Source organism: Teichococcus wenyumeiae (genome assembly GCF_003696345.1).
GTDB classification, from domain to species: Bacteria; Pseudomonadota; Alphaproteobacteria; order Acetobacterales; family Acetobacteraceae; genus Pseudoroseomonas; species Pseudoroseomonas wenyumeiae.
The window spans coordinates 338,652-354,559 of the sequence record NZ_RFLX01000001.1 but is presented as its reverse complement, the minus strand read 5'-3'; the positions used below and the strand labels follow the sequence as shown (position 1 = coordinate 354,559).

At 70.1% G+C, this 15,908-nt stretch carries 15 protein-coding genes; 3 read left to right on the top strand and 12 right to left on the bottom strand.

The window, feature by feature from the left end; translation table 11 throughout:
- Positions 1-23 precede the first annotated feature (23 nt).
- On the top strand, positions 24-1,145 hold the full coding sequence (locus EBE87_RS01635; protein WP_122139835.1) for a DNA glycosylase AlkZ-like family protein: 1,122 nt from the start codon (positions 24-26) through the stop codon (positions 1,143-1,145).
- A complete protein-coding gene (locus tag EBE87_RS01630; RefSeq protein WP_120639004.1) occupies positions 1,142-1,345 on the top strand; it encodes a hypothetical protein in 204 nt (67 codons plus the stop codon). Before EBE87_RS01635 ends, EBE87_RS01630 begins: the two co-directional genes overlap by 4 nt.
- On the opposite strand, the gene EBE87_RS01625 is transcribed toward EBE87_RS01630, so the two are convergent.
- The 12 genes from EBE87_RS01625 to EBE87_RS01570 are packed head-to-tail and all read right to left on the bottom strand — an operon-like array spanning position 1,342 to position 14,088.
- On the bottom strand, positions 1,342-1,758 hold the full coding sequence (locus EBE87_RS01625) for a Rieske (2Fe-2S) protein (RefSeq protein ID WP_120639005.1): 417 nt from the start codon (positions 1,756-1,758) through the stop codon (positions 1,342-1,344). The genes EBE87_RS01630 and EBE87_RS01625 overlap by 4 nt on opposite strands.
- Entirely contained in the window at positions 1,758-2,864 is a 1,107-nt protein-coding gene (locus tag EBE87_RS01620) for an amidohydrolase family protein (protein ID WP_120639006.1), read from the bottom strand. Before EBE87_RS01620 ends, EBE87_RS01625 begins: the two co-directional genes overlap by 1 nt.
- Positions 2,861-3,937 carry an amidohydrolase family protein gene (locus tag EBE87_RS01615; RefSeq protein WP_199707489.1) on the bottom strand — a complete coding sequence of 359 codons (1,077 nt, stop codon included), beginning with the start codon at positions 3,935-3,937 and terminating at the stop codon, positions 2,861-2,863. Before EBE87_RS01615 ends, EBE87_RS01620 begins: the two co-directional genes overlap by 4 nt.
- On the bottom strand, positions 3,934-5,211 hold the full coding sequence (locus EBE87_RS01610; RefSeq protein WP_120639007.1) for an MGH1-like glycoside hydrolase domain-containing protein: 1,278 nt from the start codon (positions 5,209-5,211) through the stop codon (positions 3,934-3,936). The genes EBE87_RS01615 and EBE87_RS01610 overlap by 4 nt, the downstream gene beginning before the upstream one ends.
- Entirely contained in the window at positions 5,208-6,266 is a 1,059-nt protein-coding gene (locus EBE87_RS01605) for an ABC transporter ATP-binding protein (protein ID WP_120639008.1), read from the bottom strand. The genes EBE87_RS01610 and EBE87_RS01605 overlap by 4 nt, the downstream gene beginning before the upstream one ends.
- A gap of 9 nt (positions 6,267-6,275) precedes the next feature.
- Positions 6,276-7,085, bottom strand: a complete 810-nt coding sequence (locus tag EBE87_RS01600) for a carbohydrate ABC transporter permease (RefSeq protein ID WP_120639009.1) — start codon at positions 7,083-7,085, stop codon at positions 6,276-6,278.
- Positions 7,082-7,930 (bottom strand): carbohydrate ABC transporter permease, encoded by an 849-nt coding sequence (locus EBE87_RS01595; protein ID WP_120639010.1) that lies wholly within the window; start codon positions 7,928-7,930, stop codon positions 7,082-7,084. The genes EBE87_RS01600 and EBE87_RS01595 overlap by 4 nt, the downstream gene beginning before the upstream one ends.
- A gap of 6 nt (positions 7,931-7,936) precedes the next feature.
- On the bottom strand, positions 7,937-9,241 hold the full coding sequence (locus EBE87_RS01590) for an ABC transporter substrate-binding protein (protein ID WP_120639011.1): 1,305 nt from the start codon (positions 9,239-9,241) through the stop codon (positions 7,937-7,939).
- Positions 9,216-10,298 carry a substrate-binding domain-containing protein gene (locus EBE87_RS01585; protein ID WP_120639012.1) on the bottom strand — a complete coding sequence of 361 codons (1,083 nt, stop codon included), beginning with the start codon at positions 10,296-10,298 and terminating at the stop codon, positions 9,216-9,218. The genes EBE87_RS01590 and EBE87_RS01585 overlap by 26 nt, the downstream gene beginning before the upstream one ends.
- Positions 10,299-10,358: 60 nt before the next feature.
- Positions 10,359-12,773: a putative bifunctional diguanylate cyclase/phosphodiesterase gene (locus EBE87_RS01580; protein WP_120639013.1), complete on the bottom strand. Its 2,415-nt coding sequence runs from the start codon at positions 12,771-12,773 to the stop codon at positions 10,359-10,361.
- A gap of 26 nt (positions 12,774-12,799) precedes the next feature.
- On the bottom strand, positions 12,800-13,126 hold the full coding sequence (locus EBE87_RS01575; RefSeq protein WP_120639014.1) for a cupredoxin domain-containing protein: 327 nt from the start codon (positions 13,124-13,126) through the stop codon (positions 12,800-12,802).
- Positions 13,123-14,088, bottom strand: a complete 966-nt coding sequence (locus EBE87_RS01570) for a catalase (RefSeq protein WP_122139834.1) — start codon at positions 14,086-14,088, stop codon at positions 13,123-13,125. Before EBE87_RS01570 ends, EBE87_RS01575 begins: the two co-directional genes overlap by 4 nt.
- Positions 14,089-14,269: 181 nt before the next feature.
- Between EBE87_RS01570 and EBE87_RS01565 the strand changes: the two genes are divergently transcribed.
- Positions 14,270-15,892, top strand: a complete 1,623-nt coding sequence (locus tag EBE87_RS01565; RefSeq protein WP_120639016.1) for an ABC-F family ATP-binding cassette domain-containing protein — start codon at positions 14,270-14,272, stop codon at positions 15,890-15,892.
- The last annotated feature ends 16 nt before the right edge of the window (positions 15,893-15,908 follow it).

The following is a 15,908-nucleotide window of genomic DNA, read 5'->3' as shown; positions in this document are numbered from 1 at the left end:
GGCTGCCACCTTGCCGGCCGACCATGACCACCGGCACCACATCGGAGCAGCTCCGCGCCTGGGCGCGCCTCGCGACACTGTTTCCCCCCACCACGCTGGGCGATGCGCTGCAGCGGCTCGGCTTCTTGCAGGCGGACCCGATTCGCGCCCCGGCGCGGGCCCAGGACCTGATCCTGCGGCACCGCGTCCAGGGCTACCGCGCCGGGGACCTCGACCGCGCATTCCCACGCCTGGGGCTGGAGGAGGATTTTCTCTACGCCTATGGCTTCATGCCAAGCGGGACGCGCCACCTGCTGCACCCGCGCCCCGACCTGGAAGGCCCCGCCGGCCTCCATGCCCCCGCGGGCCTTGCCGCCGAGGTGCTGGATTTCGTGCGGCAGCGCGGCCCCACCCACCCGCGCGACCTGGAGGAGCGCTTCGGCCGGGAGCGCGCGGTGAATGGCTGGGGCGGCTTCTCCAAGGCCACCACGCGGGCGCTGGAAAGCCTGCACCATTTCGGCCTGCTGCGCGTGGCGCGGCGCCGCGATGGCATCCGAATCTATGCCGCGGCCCCCGCGCCGCCACCGCCGGCCGAGGCGGCGGAGCGGGCGCGCCAGGCGGTGCTGCTGGTGGCGCGCATCCTGGCCCCGGTGCCGGCAGCGGGCCTGCGTGGCGCCCTGGCCCTGGTGGCGCGGCGCAACCCGGGCCTCGGGCCGCTGGCCCCGGTTGTCGCCGCCGCCCTGAAGAGCGGGGAGCTGAAGCGGGCCACCGTGGATGGCGAGCATTACCTTTGGCCGGCGGCGGCGGAGGACGACTGGCGCGACCGCCCGGTGCCGCGCGACGTGCGCCTGCTGGCGCCCTTCGACCCGCTGGTCTGGGACCGTCGGCGCTTCGAGCATCTCTGGGGCTGGGCTTATCGCTTCGAGGCCTATACTCCGCCGCCGCAACGCCAGTTCGGCTATTACGCCATGCCGCTGCTCTGGGGCGATGCGGTGATCGGCTGGGCCAATGCCACATTGGCCGATGGCCGGCTGCAGGTGGTGCCGGGCTACGCCACCCGCGCGCCCCGCAGCCAAGCCTTCCAGCGGGCGCTGGAGGCCGAGGTGGCGCGGCTGGAGCGCTTCCTCACGCCCCGCAAGATGGGGCGCCGGCAGGAGGCCGAATGACCACGACACAGCAGGGCTCTGCCGCGCCTGGCAGCGCCGACCATGCCACGACAATGGCGGCGATCCGCGCGATGCGGCGGCAGGGCGCCTCGCTGGCGCAGATCGCCTATGCCCTGCGGGAGACCGGCGCCAGTGCGCCCGGTGGCGGCGCCTGGACCACCAAGGTCATCGCCAGGGCATTGAAGAAGGCAGGCGGTTAGAGATCGACCACGATGTAATCCTGCTCGATGGCCACAGGGAAGGTCTCCGCCCGCAGTTCCGGCTCCTCCGCCAGCGCCGCGCCGCTGGCACGCTCGACGGCATAGGCCTTGGTGCGGATGCGCTGCGGCTCGGCGCGGGACTGGCCGGTGCGGATGTCGAATTCCCAGCCATGCCAGGGGCAGCGCAGGATCTCGCCCTGGCGGGTATAGCGGTATTCGCCGGGCGCGGCGGCTTCCAGCAGCCCGGAGGTGGTGCCCCGGCACAATTCGCCGCCCTGGTGCGGGCAACGGTTCAACAGCCCGAAGAACTCGCCACCCAGGTTGAAGATGGCGATCTTCTTGCCTGCCACCTCCGCCAGCATCCGCCCGCCCGGCGGCACCGCCGAGGCCGGCGCCACGACATGCCGCAGCATCAGCCCTGCCCATAGAGCTTGAGGGCGTTGCGCAGGAACAGGTCCTGCCGCGCATCCGCGCCCAGCCGCACCGGCAGGCTCCATTCCGGGTCGTCGTAGTCCCAGTGCGGGTAATCGGTGGCGAAGAGCAGGCGGTCGATGCCGATCCACTCGATCACGTCATGCAGGTGGCGGCGCTTCTCCGGCTCCTCCATCGGCTGGGTGGTGACCCAGACATGCTGGCGGATCACCTCGGAAGGCGGGCGGGCCAGATGCGGCACCTCCTCCCGCAGCCGGGCCCAGGTCTTGTCCAGCCGCCAGGCGAGGGAGGGCAGCCAGGCGAAGCCCGCCTCGATCAGCACCAGCTTCAACCCGGGGAAACGCTCGAAGACGCCCTCGACCACCATGCTGGTCAGCAGCGCCTGGCAGCACTGCGCGTGGCCGACCATTTCCTCGATGTAGTAGGAAGGCCAGCCGCCGGCGGTGACGGGATAGCCGCCATAGCCGAAGGCATGCACGCCGACCGGCAGCCCCGCGCGCTCGGCGGCGGCATAGAGCGGCCAGTAGCGGCGCTGGCCCAGCGGCTCGGCGGTGCGGCTGAGCAGCATGACCTGCACGAAATCCTTGTGCCCGGCCCAGTAATCGATCTCGGCCGCCGCCGCTTGCGCGTCCTCATAGGGGACCAGAACAGAACCCTTCAGGCGGGAATCCTTGCCCGTCCATTCGTCCACCTGCCACTGGTTCAGTGCGCGGCAGAGGGCGGCGCTGAAATCCAGGTTCTGCGCCGCCCCTGCGGCGGGGGCGATGACATTGAGGATGCCCAGCGCGACATTGTTGGGGTCGAGATGCTGCCGCTGCATGAAGCCGAGGTCGCTGCCTGGCCGCCCGCCCGGCGGCCATGCGTCGATGCGCGCCGCATCCGGCTGACCCTTGGGATAAGCCGGGCCGGACTGGTAGCCATGGCGCGGCAGCATGCCGAACTGCTCCATGTGCCGCTGCCAGCGCCGCGGCAGCCAGGGCAGGATATCCTTCGCCTGCATCAGGCAGGGATGGATGTCGCAATCGGCGATGGCAGGCTTGGTGGCACCCGGCGTGGCGCTGCCGGCCTCCCGCAGGTCCAGGCTCATGACGCGATGGCCTCCCTCAGTCTCGGATAGGTCTCCAGCGGATTCTCCACGGTGATCCGGCGCATCAGCTCCGGCGGCAGCGTGGCGGGCAGTGCGGCGTCTCCATCAAACTGCCAATGTGGGTAATCGGTCGAGAACAACAGCAGTTCCTCCGATCCCATATGCTCGATCACCTTCAGCAGGTCTGCGGCCTCCGGCGGGCCATCCACGGGCTGAAGGGTGAAGCGCACCTGATCCCGGATGATGGCGCTGGGGGAGCGGTCCACCCAGGGGATCTCCATCCGCAGGCCGCGCCAGTATTTTTCGAGGCGCCACAGGAAGGCCGGCAGCCAGGTGAAGCCGGATTCGATCATCACCACGCGCAGCTCGGGAAATTTGGAAAAGACACCCTCGCAGACCAAGCTGGTCAACTGCGTCTGCATGCCCTGCGCCTGATCGACGTAATCCTCCGTGTGATAGGAAGGCCAGCCGACCGGCGTGATGGGATGGCGGTAGGAGCCGCCGGCATGGATGCCAACGGGCAGGCCATGGCGCTCGGCGGCGGCATAGATGGGCCAGAGGCTGCGCTTGCCCAGCGGCACATCGCCCTGCGCCGGCAGCAGCACTTGAACAAAACGGCGGTCGGCGGCGCGGCGCTCGATCTCGGCCGCCGCCATTTCCGGGTTTTGCACCGGCACGACGATGGAGGCGCGCAGGCGTGGCTCCCGGTCCAGCCATTCCGCCGCCAGCCAGTCATTCACGGCGGTGGCATAGGCGGCGGCCATGTCCTCGCTGAACAGCACCTGAACGCCGTAGAGGCAGTTGCAGATGGCATAGCGCAGCCCGAAGCCATCCAGCGCCTGCGCCCGCAACTGGCCGAGGTCGCTGCCCGCCTTGCCATCCGGCACCCGCCAGTCCGGCCGCGCGGTCAGCGGTGAATTGCGGGGATAGGTGATGGTCTCCAGGTCATGCACGCCGCGCTGCACCACCATGTCCCGCCATTGCGGCGGCAGGTAGGGCAGCAGCGCCGCCGGGCCCGGCACGGCGGGGTGGATGTCGCAATCGATGGCGCCCGTGGTGGCCATGGCATTCATGCCGTTTCCTCCGCCAGCAGCAGCTCGATGGCGGCGGTCCAGGAGAAGGTGCCGCCGCCGATGCCCTGGCCTGTGGTGGGGTCGAAATACTCGCTGAAGCCCTCCCGCCCGATCAGCGCACGGGTATCGGCGCGGATGCGCGTTGCCTGCGCCGCCTGCCCGGCACTCGCAAAGCCCTCGGCAATCATCCAGTTCACCACGGCCCAGACCGGGCCGCGCCAGTAGCGCAGTGGCTCGAACATTGGATGTGCCGGGTCGGTGGAGGGTACGGCGTAGCGCACCCGCGCCAGCCAGCTTTCCAGTGTCTTCGCCAATTGCGCCGCATGGCGGTGGACGCCGCCAAACAGCGGCAGGAAGCCGGCGGAGGTGCTGGCGGGCAGGATCTCCCCGCCGATCAGGTCGCGGGAGCGGTAGAGGCCCGCAGCCTCCTGCCACAGGGTCTCGATGGCGGGCTCGGCGCGGGCGAGGCGGGCCTCGATGGTGGCGCGGTCGGCGGCGCTGCCGAAGCGGGCGGCGAGGGCCAGCAGGTCGCGCTCGGCGCGGGCTAGGATGGCATTGGTGCCGATATCCGCCACCCGGAAGGGCGAGGCCCGCAGCATCCGCGCCGCCTCCCAGCCCTCGGCCCGGAAGAGGTCCACGAGATGAATAAAACGCTGGTAGTCGATGGCGCGCGGGCGGAAGGCGGGGTCGATATGCGTGGTGTCCCGGCGGCGGATTTCGGAGGTGGTCTCGGTCGGCACCCGGTCCAGAATGCTGTCCCAGGCCGGACTGTTGTCCATGCCGGTTTCCCAGGGATGCAGGGTGGCGACGAGGCCGGTGCGACCGGGGTCGCGCGCCTCGGCCCACCAGCGGTGGCTGGCCAGCAGTTTCGGATAGATGGCGGAGGCTTCTGCCTCGGCTGCCGCGTGGTCCCTGGTGCGGTCCAGCAACCGGCGCGTGGCGGTGGCCAGCACCGGCGGCTGGGTGATGCCGGAGGTCGGCGGATCGTGCTGCACGCCCCAGACCTCGGGGCCGGGGAAGTAGTCGTCGGAGGGCGCGTGGAAGACGATCTGCGGCACCAGCCCATCCTCCCACTGGCCTTCCAGCAGGCGATGAAGCTCCTGCCAGGCGCGGGGTTCGTCGAAGATTCCCCAGCCCATGGCGACGAAGGCGGAATCCCAGTTCCATTGGAAGGGGTAGAGCCGGTCAGTCGGCACGGTATAGCCGCCGCGGTCGTTGGTGCGCAGCACGGCGCGTGCGGCATCGGTATGGGCGGCCTGCGGGCGCTCGGTCATGCGCGGGTCTCCAGTGCCACACCGCTGGTGGCGTCCATCCAGTTGAGGCGGTCCAGGTTGGGCCGCAGGTGCAGCACCTGCCCGGGCTGGGGCAGGGCGCCATCGGCATAGGGCACCACCACGCGCATCAACTGGCCCTCGGTGGTGCCGGTCAGCAGCAGGTGGGAGCCCAGGGGCTCGGCCACGCGCAGCTCGAAGGCGAAGCCATCCTGCGGCGTGGCAGGCTGCAAGTCCTCGGCGCGCAGGCCCAGCACCACCTCGGCGGCGGTGGCGGGCGCCGGCAGCGTCAGGCCGCCCAGCGCGACCTGCCCGCCACGCACCGGCAGGCGGAGGAAGTTCATCGGCGGGCTGCCGACAAAGCCGCCGACGAAGCGGGTGCGGGGGCGGTGGTAGATATCCGAGGCACCGCCGATCTGCTCGATGACGCCGCCATGCATCACGGCGATGCGGTCGGCCAGGCCCATGGCCTCGGTCTGGTCATGCGTCACGTAGATGGTGGTGGTGCCGGAAGCCGCCAGCACCGCCTTCAGCTCCGCCCGCATCTCCAGCCGCAGCAGGGCATCGAGGTTGGAAAGCGGCTCGTCCATCAGCAGCACCGCCGGCTCCACCGCCAGGGCGCGGGCCACCGCCACGCGCTGCCGCTGGCCGCCGGAAAGCTGCGCGGGGTAGCGGGCCAGCAGCGGCCCGATATGCAGCAGCGAAGCCGCGCGCTCCACCTGCCGCTGCATCCGCGCCTTGTCCGCACCCGCCATGCGCAGGCCGAAGGCGATGTTCTCCGCCACTGTCAGATGCGGAAAGACCGCGTAGTTCTGGAAGACCATAGCAAGGCCGCGCTTGCGCGGCGGCAGGGCCGAGACATCCCGCCCGCCGATCAGCACGCGCCCGCCGCTCTGCGTCTCCAGCCCCGCGATGATGCGCAGCAGGGTGGTCTTGCCGCAGCCGGAAGGGCCGAGCAACGCCAGGAATTCGCCGTCATGCACTTCGAGGCTGATCTCCTCCAGCGCGCGGGTGGCGCCGAAAGCTTTCTGGATACGGTCGATGGTGATGTTTGCCACGCGGCCAGCCTATCGGTTGCCGATGCCCCACATCGCGAAGAGGCGACGCCGGACCAGGAAGATGAAGAGGACGGAAGGCACGATCAGGATCAGCCCGCCGGCGAATTGCACATGCAGCGGTGATTCCGAGAGCACCGAGAGCAGATAGGCCGTCAGCGTCCGGTGCCGCACCGTCAGCACCGAGGCCGCGAAGACCTCGTTCCAGGAGAGCACAAAAGCAAAAATGCTGGCGGCGGCGATGCCTGGCAGCGCCAGCGGCAGCACCACGCGCAGGAAGCCGGTGAAGCGGGAACAGCCGAAGACCCAGGCCGCTTCCTCCAGCTCCGCCGGGATGCCCTGGAAGAGGCTGGCGCAGACCAGCGTGGCGAAAGGCACCGCCAGCACCGCATGCAGCAGCGCGACGCCGAAGGGCGTGTCATAGAGGCCGAGGTTAATAAAGCTGACGGTCAGCGGCAGGGCCAGGATGGCGACGGGAAAGGCCCGCGTCATCAGGATCAGCAGCCGGTAGCTGCCGGCGCCCGCGAAGCGGAAGCGCGCCAGGGCATAGCCGGCGGGCACGCCCAGCAGCAGGGCCAGCACCATGCACATGGCCGCCGCCTGCACGCTGACCCAGGTGGCGCGCCAGACGCCGTCGATGGCCAGGAAGGCGCCGACCGTGTCCAGCGAAAGCCCCAGCGGCAGGAAGGGCTTCGGCCATTGCGAGACGATCTCCCGCCCACCGAAGGCGCCCAGCGCCAGCAGGTAGATCGGCACCAGCGTCCAGGCGCAGAGCACGGCCACGCCGCACCAGAGCAGCCCGCGTCTCCAGACGGGGGTCATGCCCGCTGCTCCGCCGGCACGCGCAGCGCCACCAGATAGATCAGCGTGGCGGCGATGGAGATGGCCATGACCAGCACGGCATAGCTGGCGGCCACGCCGTAATCCTGGTTGCCGTATTGCCAGTTGAAGGCCTCGCTGACCAGCACGGGGAAGTTGCGGCCGCCGAGGGCGAGGGCCATGGCGAACATCTCGAAAGCCAGCACGGTGCGCAGGATCAGCGCCGTCTGCAGGCTGGGCCGCAGCAGCGGCAGGGTGACGCGCCAGAAGCGCTGCCAGGGGGAGGCGCCGAAGACCTCCGCCGCTTCCTCGTATTCCTTCGGCAGAAGCTGCACGCCGGCCAGCAGGATGACGAAGACGATGGCGGTGGCGCGCCACAACTCGGCGACGATGATGCCGGCCAGCAACACCATCGGCGTCTCATAGGTCAGCCAAGCCTGCGGGCCGCTGATCAGACCGAGCTTGAAGAGCAGCGTGTTCAGCCAGCCCTGGTCCGTCAGGATGGCGAGCCAGACCAGCCCGGCGGCGAGATCGGAGATGCCGAGCGGGATGGACCAGACCCAGAGGATGATGTCGCGCCCGCGCTGCACGTGCCGCAGCATCATGGTCATGCCCAGCGCCAGCGTGCATTGCAGCGGCACGACGATCAGCACCACCGAGAAGGTATTGACCACGGCGTCCTGGAAATTCAGGTCGTCCGCCATGCGGTGCCAGTTGCCGAGCGACCAAGTGCCGCCCTCCTGGAAAGCCAGCAGGGCGGTTTGCACCAGCGGCACCACGAAGAGCACGCCCAGGAACAGCACGGAAGGCAGGATCAGCAGATAGGGCAGGGCCCCGGCGCGGCGCATGGGCTGTCACTCGACCGGGCAGGGGCCATCGCTGCGGGCGTCCGGCGCCCAGCAGGCGGCCTTGGTGTCCGCGATGATGCGCTTCATGGCCTCGCCCTGGCGGTCCAGCACGGCGCGCGGCGGCTCGCCCCGCAGCACCACGCGCTGGAAGGTATCCATGAAGAGCTTGTCGAATTCGCCGCCGCGCTGGTCGAGGCCGATGGGCAGGGCGCTGACCAGGGAATCCGGCGCCGCGCCCATCTTCGCCACCGCATCGGCGGCGAGGCGCAGGCCGGGGTCGAGATCGACGGACATCTCCACCTGCACCACCGGGAAGAAGGCCACGGCCTTCAGCGTCTCGATCTGCACGGCGGGGCGCGTGAGGTATTCGATCAGCTTCGCGGCCTCGGCGGCGGCGGGTGCGCCGTTGGCGATGGAGAGGCCCGCCACCACCGGCATCCAGCCGCGCCCTTTGGGGCCGGCGGGGGCGGGGAAGGCCACGAAGTCATCGGGCTTGCGGCTCAGCGCATCCATCAGCCGCGCCACATGGTCGAAGGCGATCCAGACATCGCCGGAGAGCAGCGGCTCCTGCATGAAGCCGTAATTGGTGGAATTCGGGTTCACGAACTTCCACAGGTCGCGGAACTGCGTCCACATCCGCTCCGCATCCGGCGAACGGAAGCTGCGCACCACGCCGCCGGTGAAGGAGGGATAAAGATAGCCCTCGAAGAAGCGCGGCATCAGCCCGGTGGGGCCGGCGGGGAAGCCCAGCAAGCGCTTGCCGGTCTTTTCCTGGATATTGCCCGCCCATTGCGCGAGCTGCTCATAGGTCAGCGCGTTGATGTCGGCGCCGGCGGGCAGGAAGGGCAGCGCCTGCTTGTTGGCCACCATGATGTAGGTGGCCTGCATCCAGGGAATATAGAGTTGCTGGCTGCCGCCCAGCTTGCCGGCCTCCAGCATCGCCGGGTTGATCTGCCGGTTGGTCAGGCTGCCCAGCACATCGTCCAGCGGCGCCAGGTTCCTGGTGCCGGCCAGCGGCAGCAACTCGCCATGCAGGCCGCCGATCAGGCTGCTGACCGGCTTGCCGGCCTGCGCCTCGGCCCGCACATGCACGCCGAGCTGCGGCGGCTGCTCAGTGACGAAATTGGTCGGCACCGGGGCGCCCGCCAGGATCTGCGTGCGCATCTTCTGCGCCGATTCGATCGGGCGCAGCTGGGTCGAGAGAAAAACCAGTTCCTCCGCGCGGGCGGCAGGCGCCCAGGCGGCGGCGCCGAGCAGAAGGCCGGCGAGGGCGGCAGCGAAACTCCTACGGAATGGGGCGGCCTTCTTCATGCTGGGTTTCCTCCGGTTGGCGCCGGCTTTGTTGCCGGTCGTTGCATGCGGATTCGGGCGCCGGGCCGTCCGAGGCCCGGACGATCAGCCGCGCCTGCCGCAGCTCGGCCATGCCGGCCGGGCTGGCGCCGCGCAGCAGTTCCAGCAGCATCTCCACCATGCGCAGCGCGCTGTGCTCGACATCCGGGTCGAAGGTGGTCAGCGGCGGATCAGTATAGGTGGCGACAGGCAGGTTATCGTAGCCGATCACCGCCAGGTCATGCCCCACCCGCAGCCCGGCCTGGGCCGCCGCGCGCAGGGCGCCGACGGCGAGGCGGTCGGTGGCGCAAAGCAGCGCGGTAGGGGCCTGGCCATTGGCCAGCATCCCTTGCAGCAGGCGGAAGCCGTTCTCCTCGGTCGGCTCGGCCTCGGCCAGCGGGCCGGGGGGCAGCCCCGCCTCGGCCATCGCGCCCTCGTAGCCCAGGGCCCGGTGGTGGCCGAAGCTGTAGTGGCGCGGCGCCCCCAGCAGGCCGATGCGGCGGTGCCCGGCGGCGATCAGCCGCCGCGCCGCCAGCCGGAAGGCGGCCTCGCCATCCACGTCCACATGGGCATGGGGGCGGGCTTCCTCGGTGCGGCCATGCACCACGAAGGGCATGCGGGAATCCAGCAGATAGCCGACGCGCGGGTCCTGGCGCCGGGTGCGGGCCAGGATCACCGCATCGACGCGGCGGTTCTCCACCATCTGGCGGTAGAAGGCCTGCTCCTCCTCGCCGGCGCGGGCGGTGCCGACGATCAGGTCCAGCCCGGCGGCGGCCAGCTTGGGGCCGATGGCGCCCAGCAGCCGCAGGAAGAAGGCATCCTCGAGTTGCCCCGGCCCGGTGGGCAGCACCACGCCCACGGCATCGCTGGTGCCGCCGCGCAGCCGGCGGGCGGCGGCATTGGGGCGGTAGCCCAGCCGCTCGGCCTCCGCCCGCACCCGCTCCCGCGTCTCTGGCGCCACATCGCTGAAGCCGCCCAGGGCACGTGAGGCCGTGGTGACCGAGATGTTCAGGCTCTGAGCGATCCGGCGCAGGGACATGCCGGAACGGTGATCCAAAACGTTTCGGGTGTCAAAGCCGAATGAAGGCAGCCGCGCTTGTCAGCAGGGCGGCTGCGCCGTGGCTGGCGACTTGGCGCCGAGGTTCCGCATCATGGCCTGCACTTCGCCCCCCGGCCGGGGCGGGCTGAAGAAATAGCCTTGCACCTCGCCGCAGCCCTGGGCCCGCAGGGTGGAGAACTGCTCCTCCGTTTCCACGCCCTCGGCATTGACCGTCATGCCCAGCGACTGGCCCAGGCTGATCACGGCGCGCACAATCGCGGCGGCATCGCCCTGCTCATCCAGGCCACGGATAAAGGACTGGTCGATCTTGATCTTGTCGAAGGGAAAGCGCCGCAGGTAGCTGAGCGAGGAATAGCCGGTGCCGAAGTCGTCCATGGCGATGCGGGTGCCGAGGCGCCGTAGGTCGTGCAGGATCTTCAGCACGGCCTGGTCATCCATCAGCATCAGGGATTCGGTGATCTCCAGCTCCAGCCGCTCCGCCGGCAGGCCGCTGGATTGCAGGGCGGCGGCGACGATGCCTGGCAGCGAACCGTCGCGGAACTGCACCGGGGAAAGGTTCACCGCCACCTTCACCCCCTCCGGCCACAGGGCGGCATCGGCGCAGGCGCGGCGCAGCACCCAGGCGCCGATCGGCTTGATCAGCCCGATCTCCTCCGCCAGCGGGATGAAGACGGCCGGCGATACCAGCCCGCGTTCCGGGTGCCGCCAGCGGATCAGGGCCTCGAAGCCGCTGACATGGCCGCTGCCGACATGCACCAGCGGCTGGTAGAACAGCTCCAGCTCCTCCTTCGCCAGGGCGGCGCGCAGGTCCACCTCCAGGTGGCGGCGGAAGCGCATCTCCTCGTCCATCCCGGCCTCGAAGAAGCGGAAGGTGCTGCCGCCTTCGGACTTGGCGCGGTACAGCGCGAGGTCGGCGGATTTGATCAGGTCCTCGATGCCGCCGATGGCCTCGCCGGCGAAGGCGATGCCGATGCCGATGCTGGTGCCGATGCTGATCTGGTGCCCCTCGACCTGGAAGATCTCGGTCAGCGTGGCGATGACGCGGGAGGCCAGCGCCACGGTTTCCTCGATGCCGCCGCGGTGCCGCTGCACGATGGCGAATTCATCGCCGCCCTGGCGCACCACCAGGTCGGTCTTGCGGGTGCATTCCAGCAGCCGCTCGGACACCGCGCGCAGCAGGGCATCGCCCACCGGATGGCCCAGCGTGTCGTTGACGATCTTGAAGCGGTCGAGGTCGAGGCAGAGCACCGCCAGCTGCTCGCCGGGGCCGAGCGGCAGCGCCTGCTGCATGTGTTCCCGCAGCGCCACGCGGTTGGGCAGGCCGGTCAGGGCATCGTGCTTGGCCAGATGCGCGATGCGCGCTTCCGCCCGCATCCTTTCGGTCACGTCCTCATAGGTCGTCACCCAGCCGCCGCTTTCCACCGCCCGCCGCGCCACCGCGATGAAGCGCCCGTCCGGCAGCATGGCGGTGGAGGCCGCATCCTGCGGCCCGCCCTGCGGGCAAAGGGCGGCCATACCGGTCTCCTGGAACAAGGCCCCGGCGGTGGTGCCGATGGCGGGCTGGCCGAACATCTCCACGAAGCGCCGGTTGGCCACCGCCAGCCGCCCTTCCGCGTCGAAGAGGCAAAGCCCCTGCACCATGTTGGAGAGCGCCGCCTCGAAGCGCGCATGCTGCGCCGCCGTGGCATCGGCATGGCTGGAGGCCTGCTGGTCCATCAGGGCGCGGATATGCGCCAGGGCGTCGCGGATGCTGGTCTGCATGACATCCAGCGCCCGCAGCAGCTGCGCCACCTCGCTGCGGGAGCGCCGCTGCGGCGGGATGTTGTTGTCCAGGGAACCGGCGGCGATGGCCTTGGCCACCTCCACCGCATGCCGCACCGCCGGCACGATGGAGCGCGTCAACAGGGCGGAGATAAGCAGCGCCGCGATCACCGCCATGGCGATGACCCATTGCGTCCGCACCGCCGTGCGTTCGACGATCTCCCCCGCCCGCACGCGCTGCTGGAAGCCGTCGGCGGCATAGACCTCGATCGCCGTCTCGAAGCGGCGGCCGACCTGCCGCAGCGCATCCATCAGCAGGGCCGGGTCGCGCTCCCGCAGCGCCAGCAGGGCGGCGAGCCCTTCCATGGCCTGTGCGAGATGCTGCGTGGCGGCCTCGCCCTCCGCCGACATGGCGCGGGCGCGGGCGACCTCCAGGTCCGCCCCGGCATCGGCCAGGGCGGCGGCGAAGGCGGCCTGCGTATCCGCGCCGGGGGCGGGGAGATACTCCGCCTCCGCCCGCACCAGCTTGCTTTCGGCGGAGCGAAGGTAGTTCATGGCCAGGAAGGCATCGTCGTAAAGGCGGGTGGCGACCTCGCCCAGGTCCCGCTGCGCCCTTTGGCTGAAGCTGCCCATCAGCAGCGTCACCCCGGTCAGGGCGATGCAGGCCACCAGGATCTTCAGGCGTATCGGCATGTCCTGGCCCTTTTGCCCCGGCTTGCTCAATCCACCTGCACGGTCAGCCGCATGCGCGGATGGATGCCGCAGCGGATCTGCACGGTGCCGGCCTGCGGCAGCAGGATGCTGAGCATCTCCCCCGGGCGCTGCAGCGGCGAGCTGATCGCGACGCCTGGCCCGCTGGCGCTGATCTGGTGCGGGAAATCGTCATCGTTGGAGAAGAGCAGCCGGCCGCCGGCGGCGATGCTGGCTTCCCGCACCGAGAATTCGCGGTTCTTCTGCGTGATCAGGATCTCCGCCGGGCGGGAGAGGGCCATGGCGGTGGAGCCGAGCAGCAGCCCCAGCAGCGTCAGCAGCAGCCGGTTGGTCATGGCCGCGCCCTCCGCTCGGCCGAGACATCGTAGGCCAGGGTGCGGGCCAGCAGCATCGGATCGTCCGAGGGCTCGATGCCCGCGACCAGGCTGGTGGGCACGAAGCGCAGGTCCGGCCGCGCCGCATCGGGCGCCCCGGCCAGCCGGTGCAGGCTCAGGGCGCCGAGTTCGGCCAGGGGCCGGTCCTCCGGCCAGGGGTGCGAGCCATCGGCGGTCTGGTCCCCCGGAGCCGCCAGTTGCAGCATCAGGCGCAGGGCCACCGGGCCGGCCGCCAGGCGGGATCGCAGTTCCGCGGCCAGGTAGCCGGGCTCCCGCGCCGCCGCCGCCTCCGGTGTCAGCCAGGCGGCCCCGGCCTGTGGCAGGATGCGGTAGCGGCCGTGGCGGCGCCGGCCGGCGGCATCGACAAAGACGAAGGCGGTGACGCCGAAGTAGTTCTCGCTGGCATAGCTGGCCGGTGGCGGCTTGGGGGTATCCAGGAAGCGGCGCACCGCCGGCTCGGCCGCCGCCAGGGCTTCGAGCCGCGCGGCATCCGGCAGGCTGCGCAGGAAGCACAGGAAGGCCTCGGGCGTGGCGGCGGGGAAGCCGTTGAAGGAATGCGCGACGATGTCGGTCTCGCCGCCATCCGGCAGCAGGAACTTGACCGCCAGGCCGCGCGGGCTGGCGGCGGGGTGCCCGTCCGGCAGGCCGGGAATGGCCGCGAAATTGGAGAAGCGGGCCAGCACCGGCGTGGCGGCGCCCGTGAAATGCGCGGCGCGGCTGAGATGCGCGGCCCTTCGAAGAGCCGGTCGAAGGCACCGACGATCTGCCGCGCGGTCTCCGGCTCCGCCGGCCCGGCGCCCGCCCTGGCCGCCGCCAGCGGGGTCAGCAGCCCCGCCAGCATGCTGGCCAGGGCCCGCCGCCTGCCGGGGGCGGGGCAGGGAATCTGCTTCCCGGAATGGGGCATAGTGCGGCCTCCTCGACATCGCGGTGGCCAAGCTAGGTCCGCAACCATGAACGAAGGCTTTCCCGCGCGCCGCCTCCTGCGGCCTGGGCTTGGCCGGATACGCTGGCGCTTCCGGTTGACGGCGGGCGGCGGACGTGGTCTCGGACGCCCCTTCTTCCACGGCGCCCGCGCGCCATCACTGTCCAGGCGCCCCAGTCTCCATGATCCGGCTCGACTCCATCAGCAAGCAGAACGGCCAGCAGCTTCTCTTCATCGAGGCTTCCGCCGCCCTCCAGAAGGGCGAGAAGGTCGGCCTCGTCGGCCCCAACGGGGCGGGCAAGACCACCCTCTTCCGCATGATCACCGGCCAGGAGCAGCCGGACGAAGGGCTGGTGCTGGTGGACCGCGGCGTCAGCATCGGCTTCTTCAGCCAGGATGTGGGCGAGATGTCCGGCCGCAGCGCCGTGGCCGAGGTGATGGAAGGCGCCGGCGCCGTCAGCGAGGTGGCGGCCGAGCTGGCCTCGCTGGAAGCCGCGCTGGCGGACCCCGAGCGGGCGGATGAGATGGAGGCGCTGATCGAGCGCTTCGGCGAGGTGCAGGGCCGCTTCGAGGAAATGGGCGGCTATGCGCTGGAAGGCCGGGCGCGGGAGGTGCTGGCCGGCCTCTCCTTCAGCCAGGAGATGATGGACGGCGATGTCGGCGCGCTGTCCGGCGGCTGGAAGATGCGCGTGGCGCTGGCCCGCATCCTGCTGATGCGCCCCGACGTGATGCTGCTGGACGAGCCGAGCAACCACCTCGACCTCGAAAGCCTGATCTGGCTGGAGCAGTTCCTGAAGGGCTATGACGGCGCGCTGCTGATGACCTCGCACGACCGCGAGTTCATGAACCGCATCATCAACAAGATCATCGAGATCGATGGCGGCAATCTGACCTCCTATTCCGGCGACTACGAATTCTACGAGGCGCAGCGCGCCATGGCCGAGAAGCAGCAGCAGGCGCAGTTCGAGCGCCAGCAGGCGATGCTGGCCAAGGAGATCAAGTTCATCGAGCGCTTCAAGGCCCGCGCCTCGCATGCCTCGCAGGTGCAGAGCCGGGTGAAGAAGCTGGAGAAGATCGACCGTGTTGAGCCGCCGAAGCGGCGCCAGACGGTGGCCTTCGAGTTCCAGCCGGCGCCGCGCTCCGGCGACGACGTGGTGAGCCTGAAGAACGTGCACAAGCGCTACGGCAGCAAGGTCATCTACGAGGGGCTGGACTTCCTGGTGCGCCGCAAGGAACGCTGCTGCGTGCTGGGCACAAATGGCGCCGGCAAGTCCACGCTGTTGAAGCTGGTGACCGGCTCCACCGAGCCGGACGAGGGCAGCGTCTCGGTCGGCGGCAGCGTGAAGATGGGCTATTTCGCGCAGCACGCCATGGAAATGCTGGATGGCGACCACACGGTGTTCGAGGCATTGGAAGATGCCTTCCCACGCGCCCCGCAGGGCTCGCTGCGCGCGCTGGCCGGATGCTTCGGCTTCTCCGGCGACGAGGTGGAGAAGAAGTGCCGCGTGCTCTCGGGCGGCGAGAAGGCGCGGCTGGTGATGGCCAAGATGCTCTACGACCCGCCGAACTTCCTGGTGCTGGACGAGCCCACCAACCACCTGGACATGGCCACCAAGGAAATGCTGATCACGGCGCTGTCGCAATACGAAGGCACCATGCTCTTCGTCTCGCACGACCGGCATTTCCTCGCGGCCCTGTCCAACCGGGTGCTGGAACTGACGCCGGAGGGCATCCACCAGTATGGCGGCGGCTATACCGAATATGTCGCCAGCACCGGCCAGGAAGCGCCCGGCCTGCATAGCTGAGTCAGGCTGGCGCGGG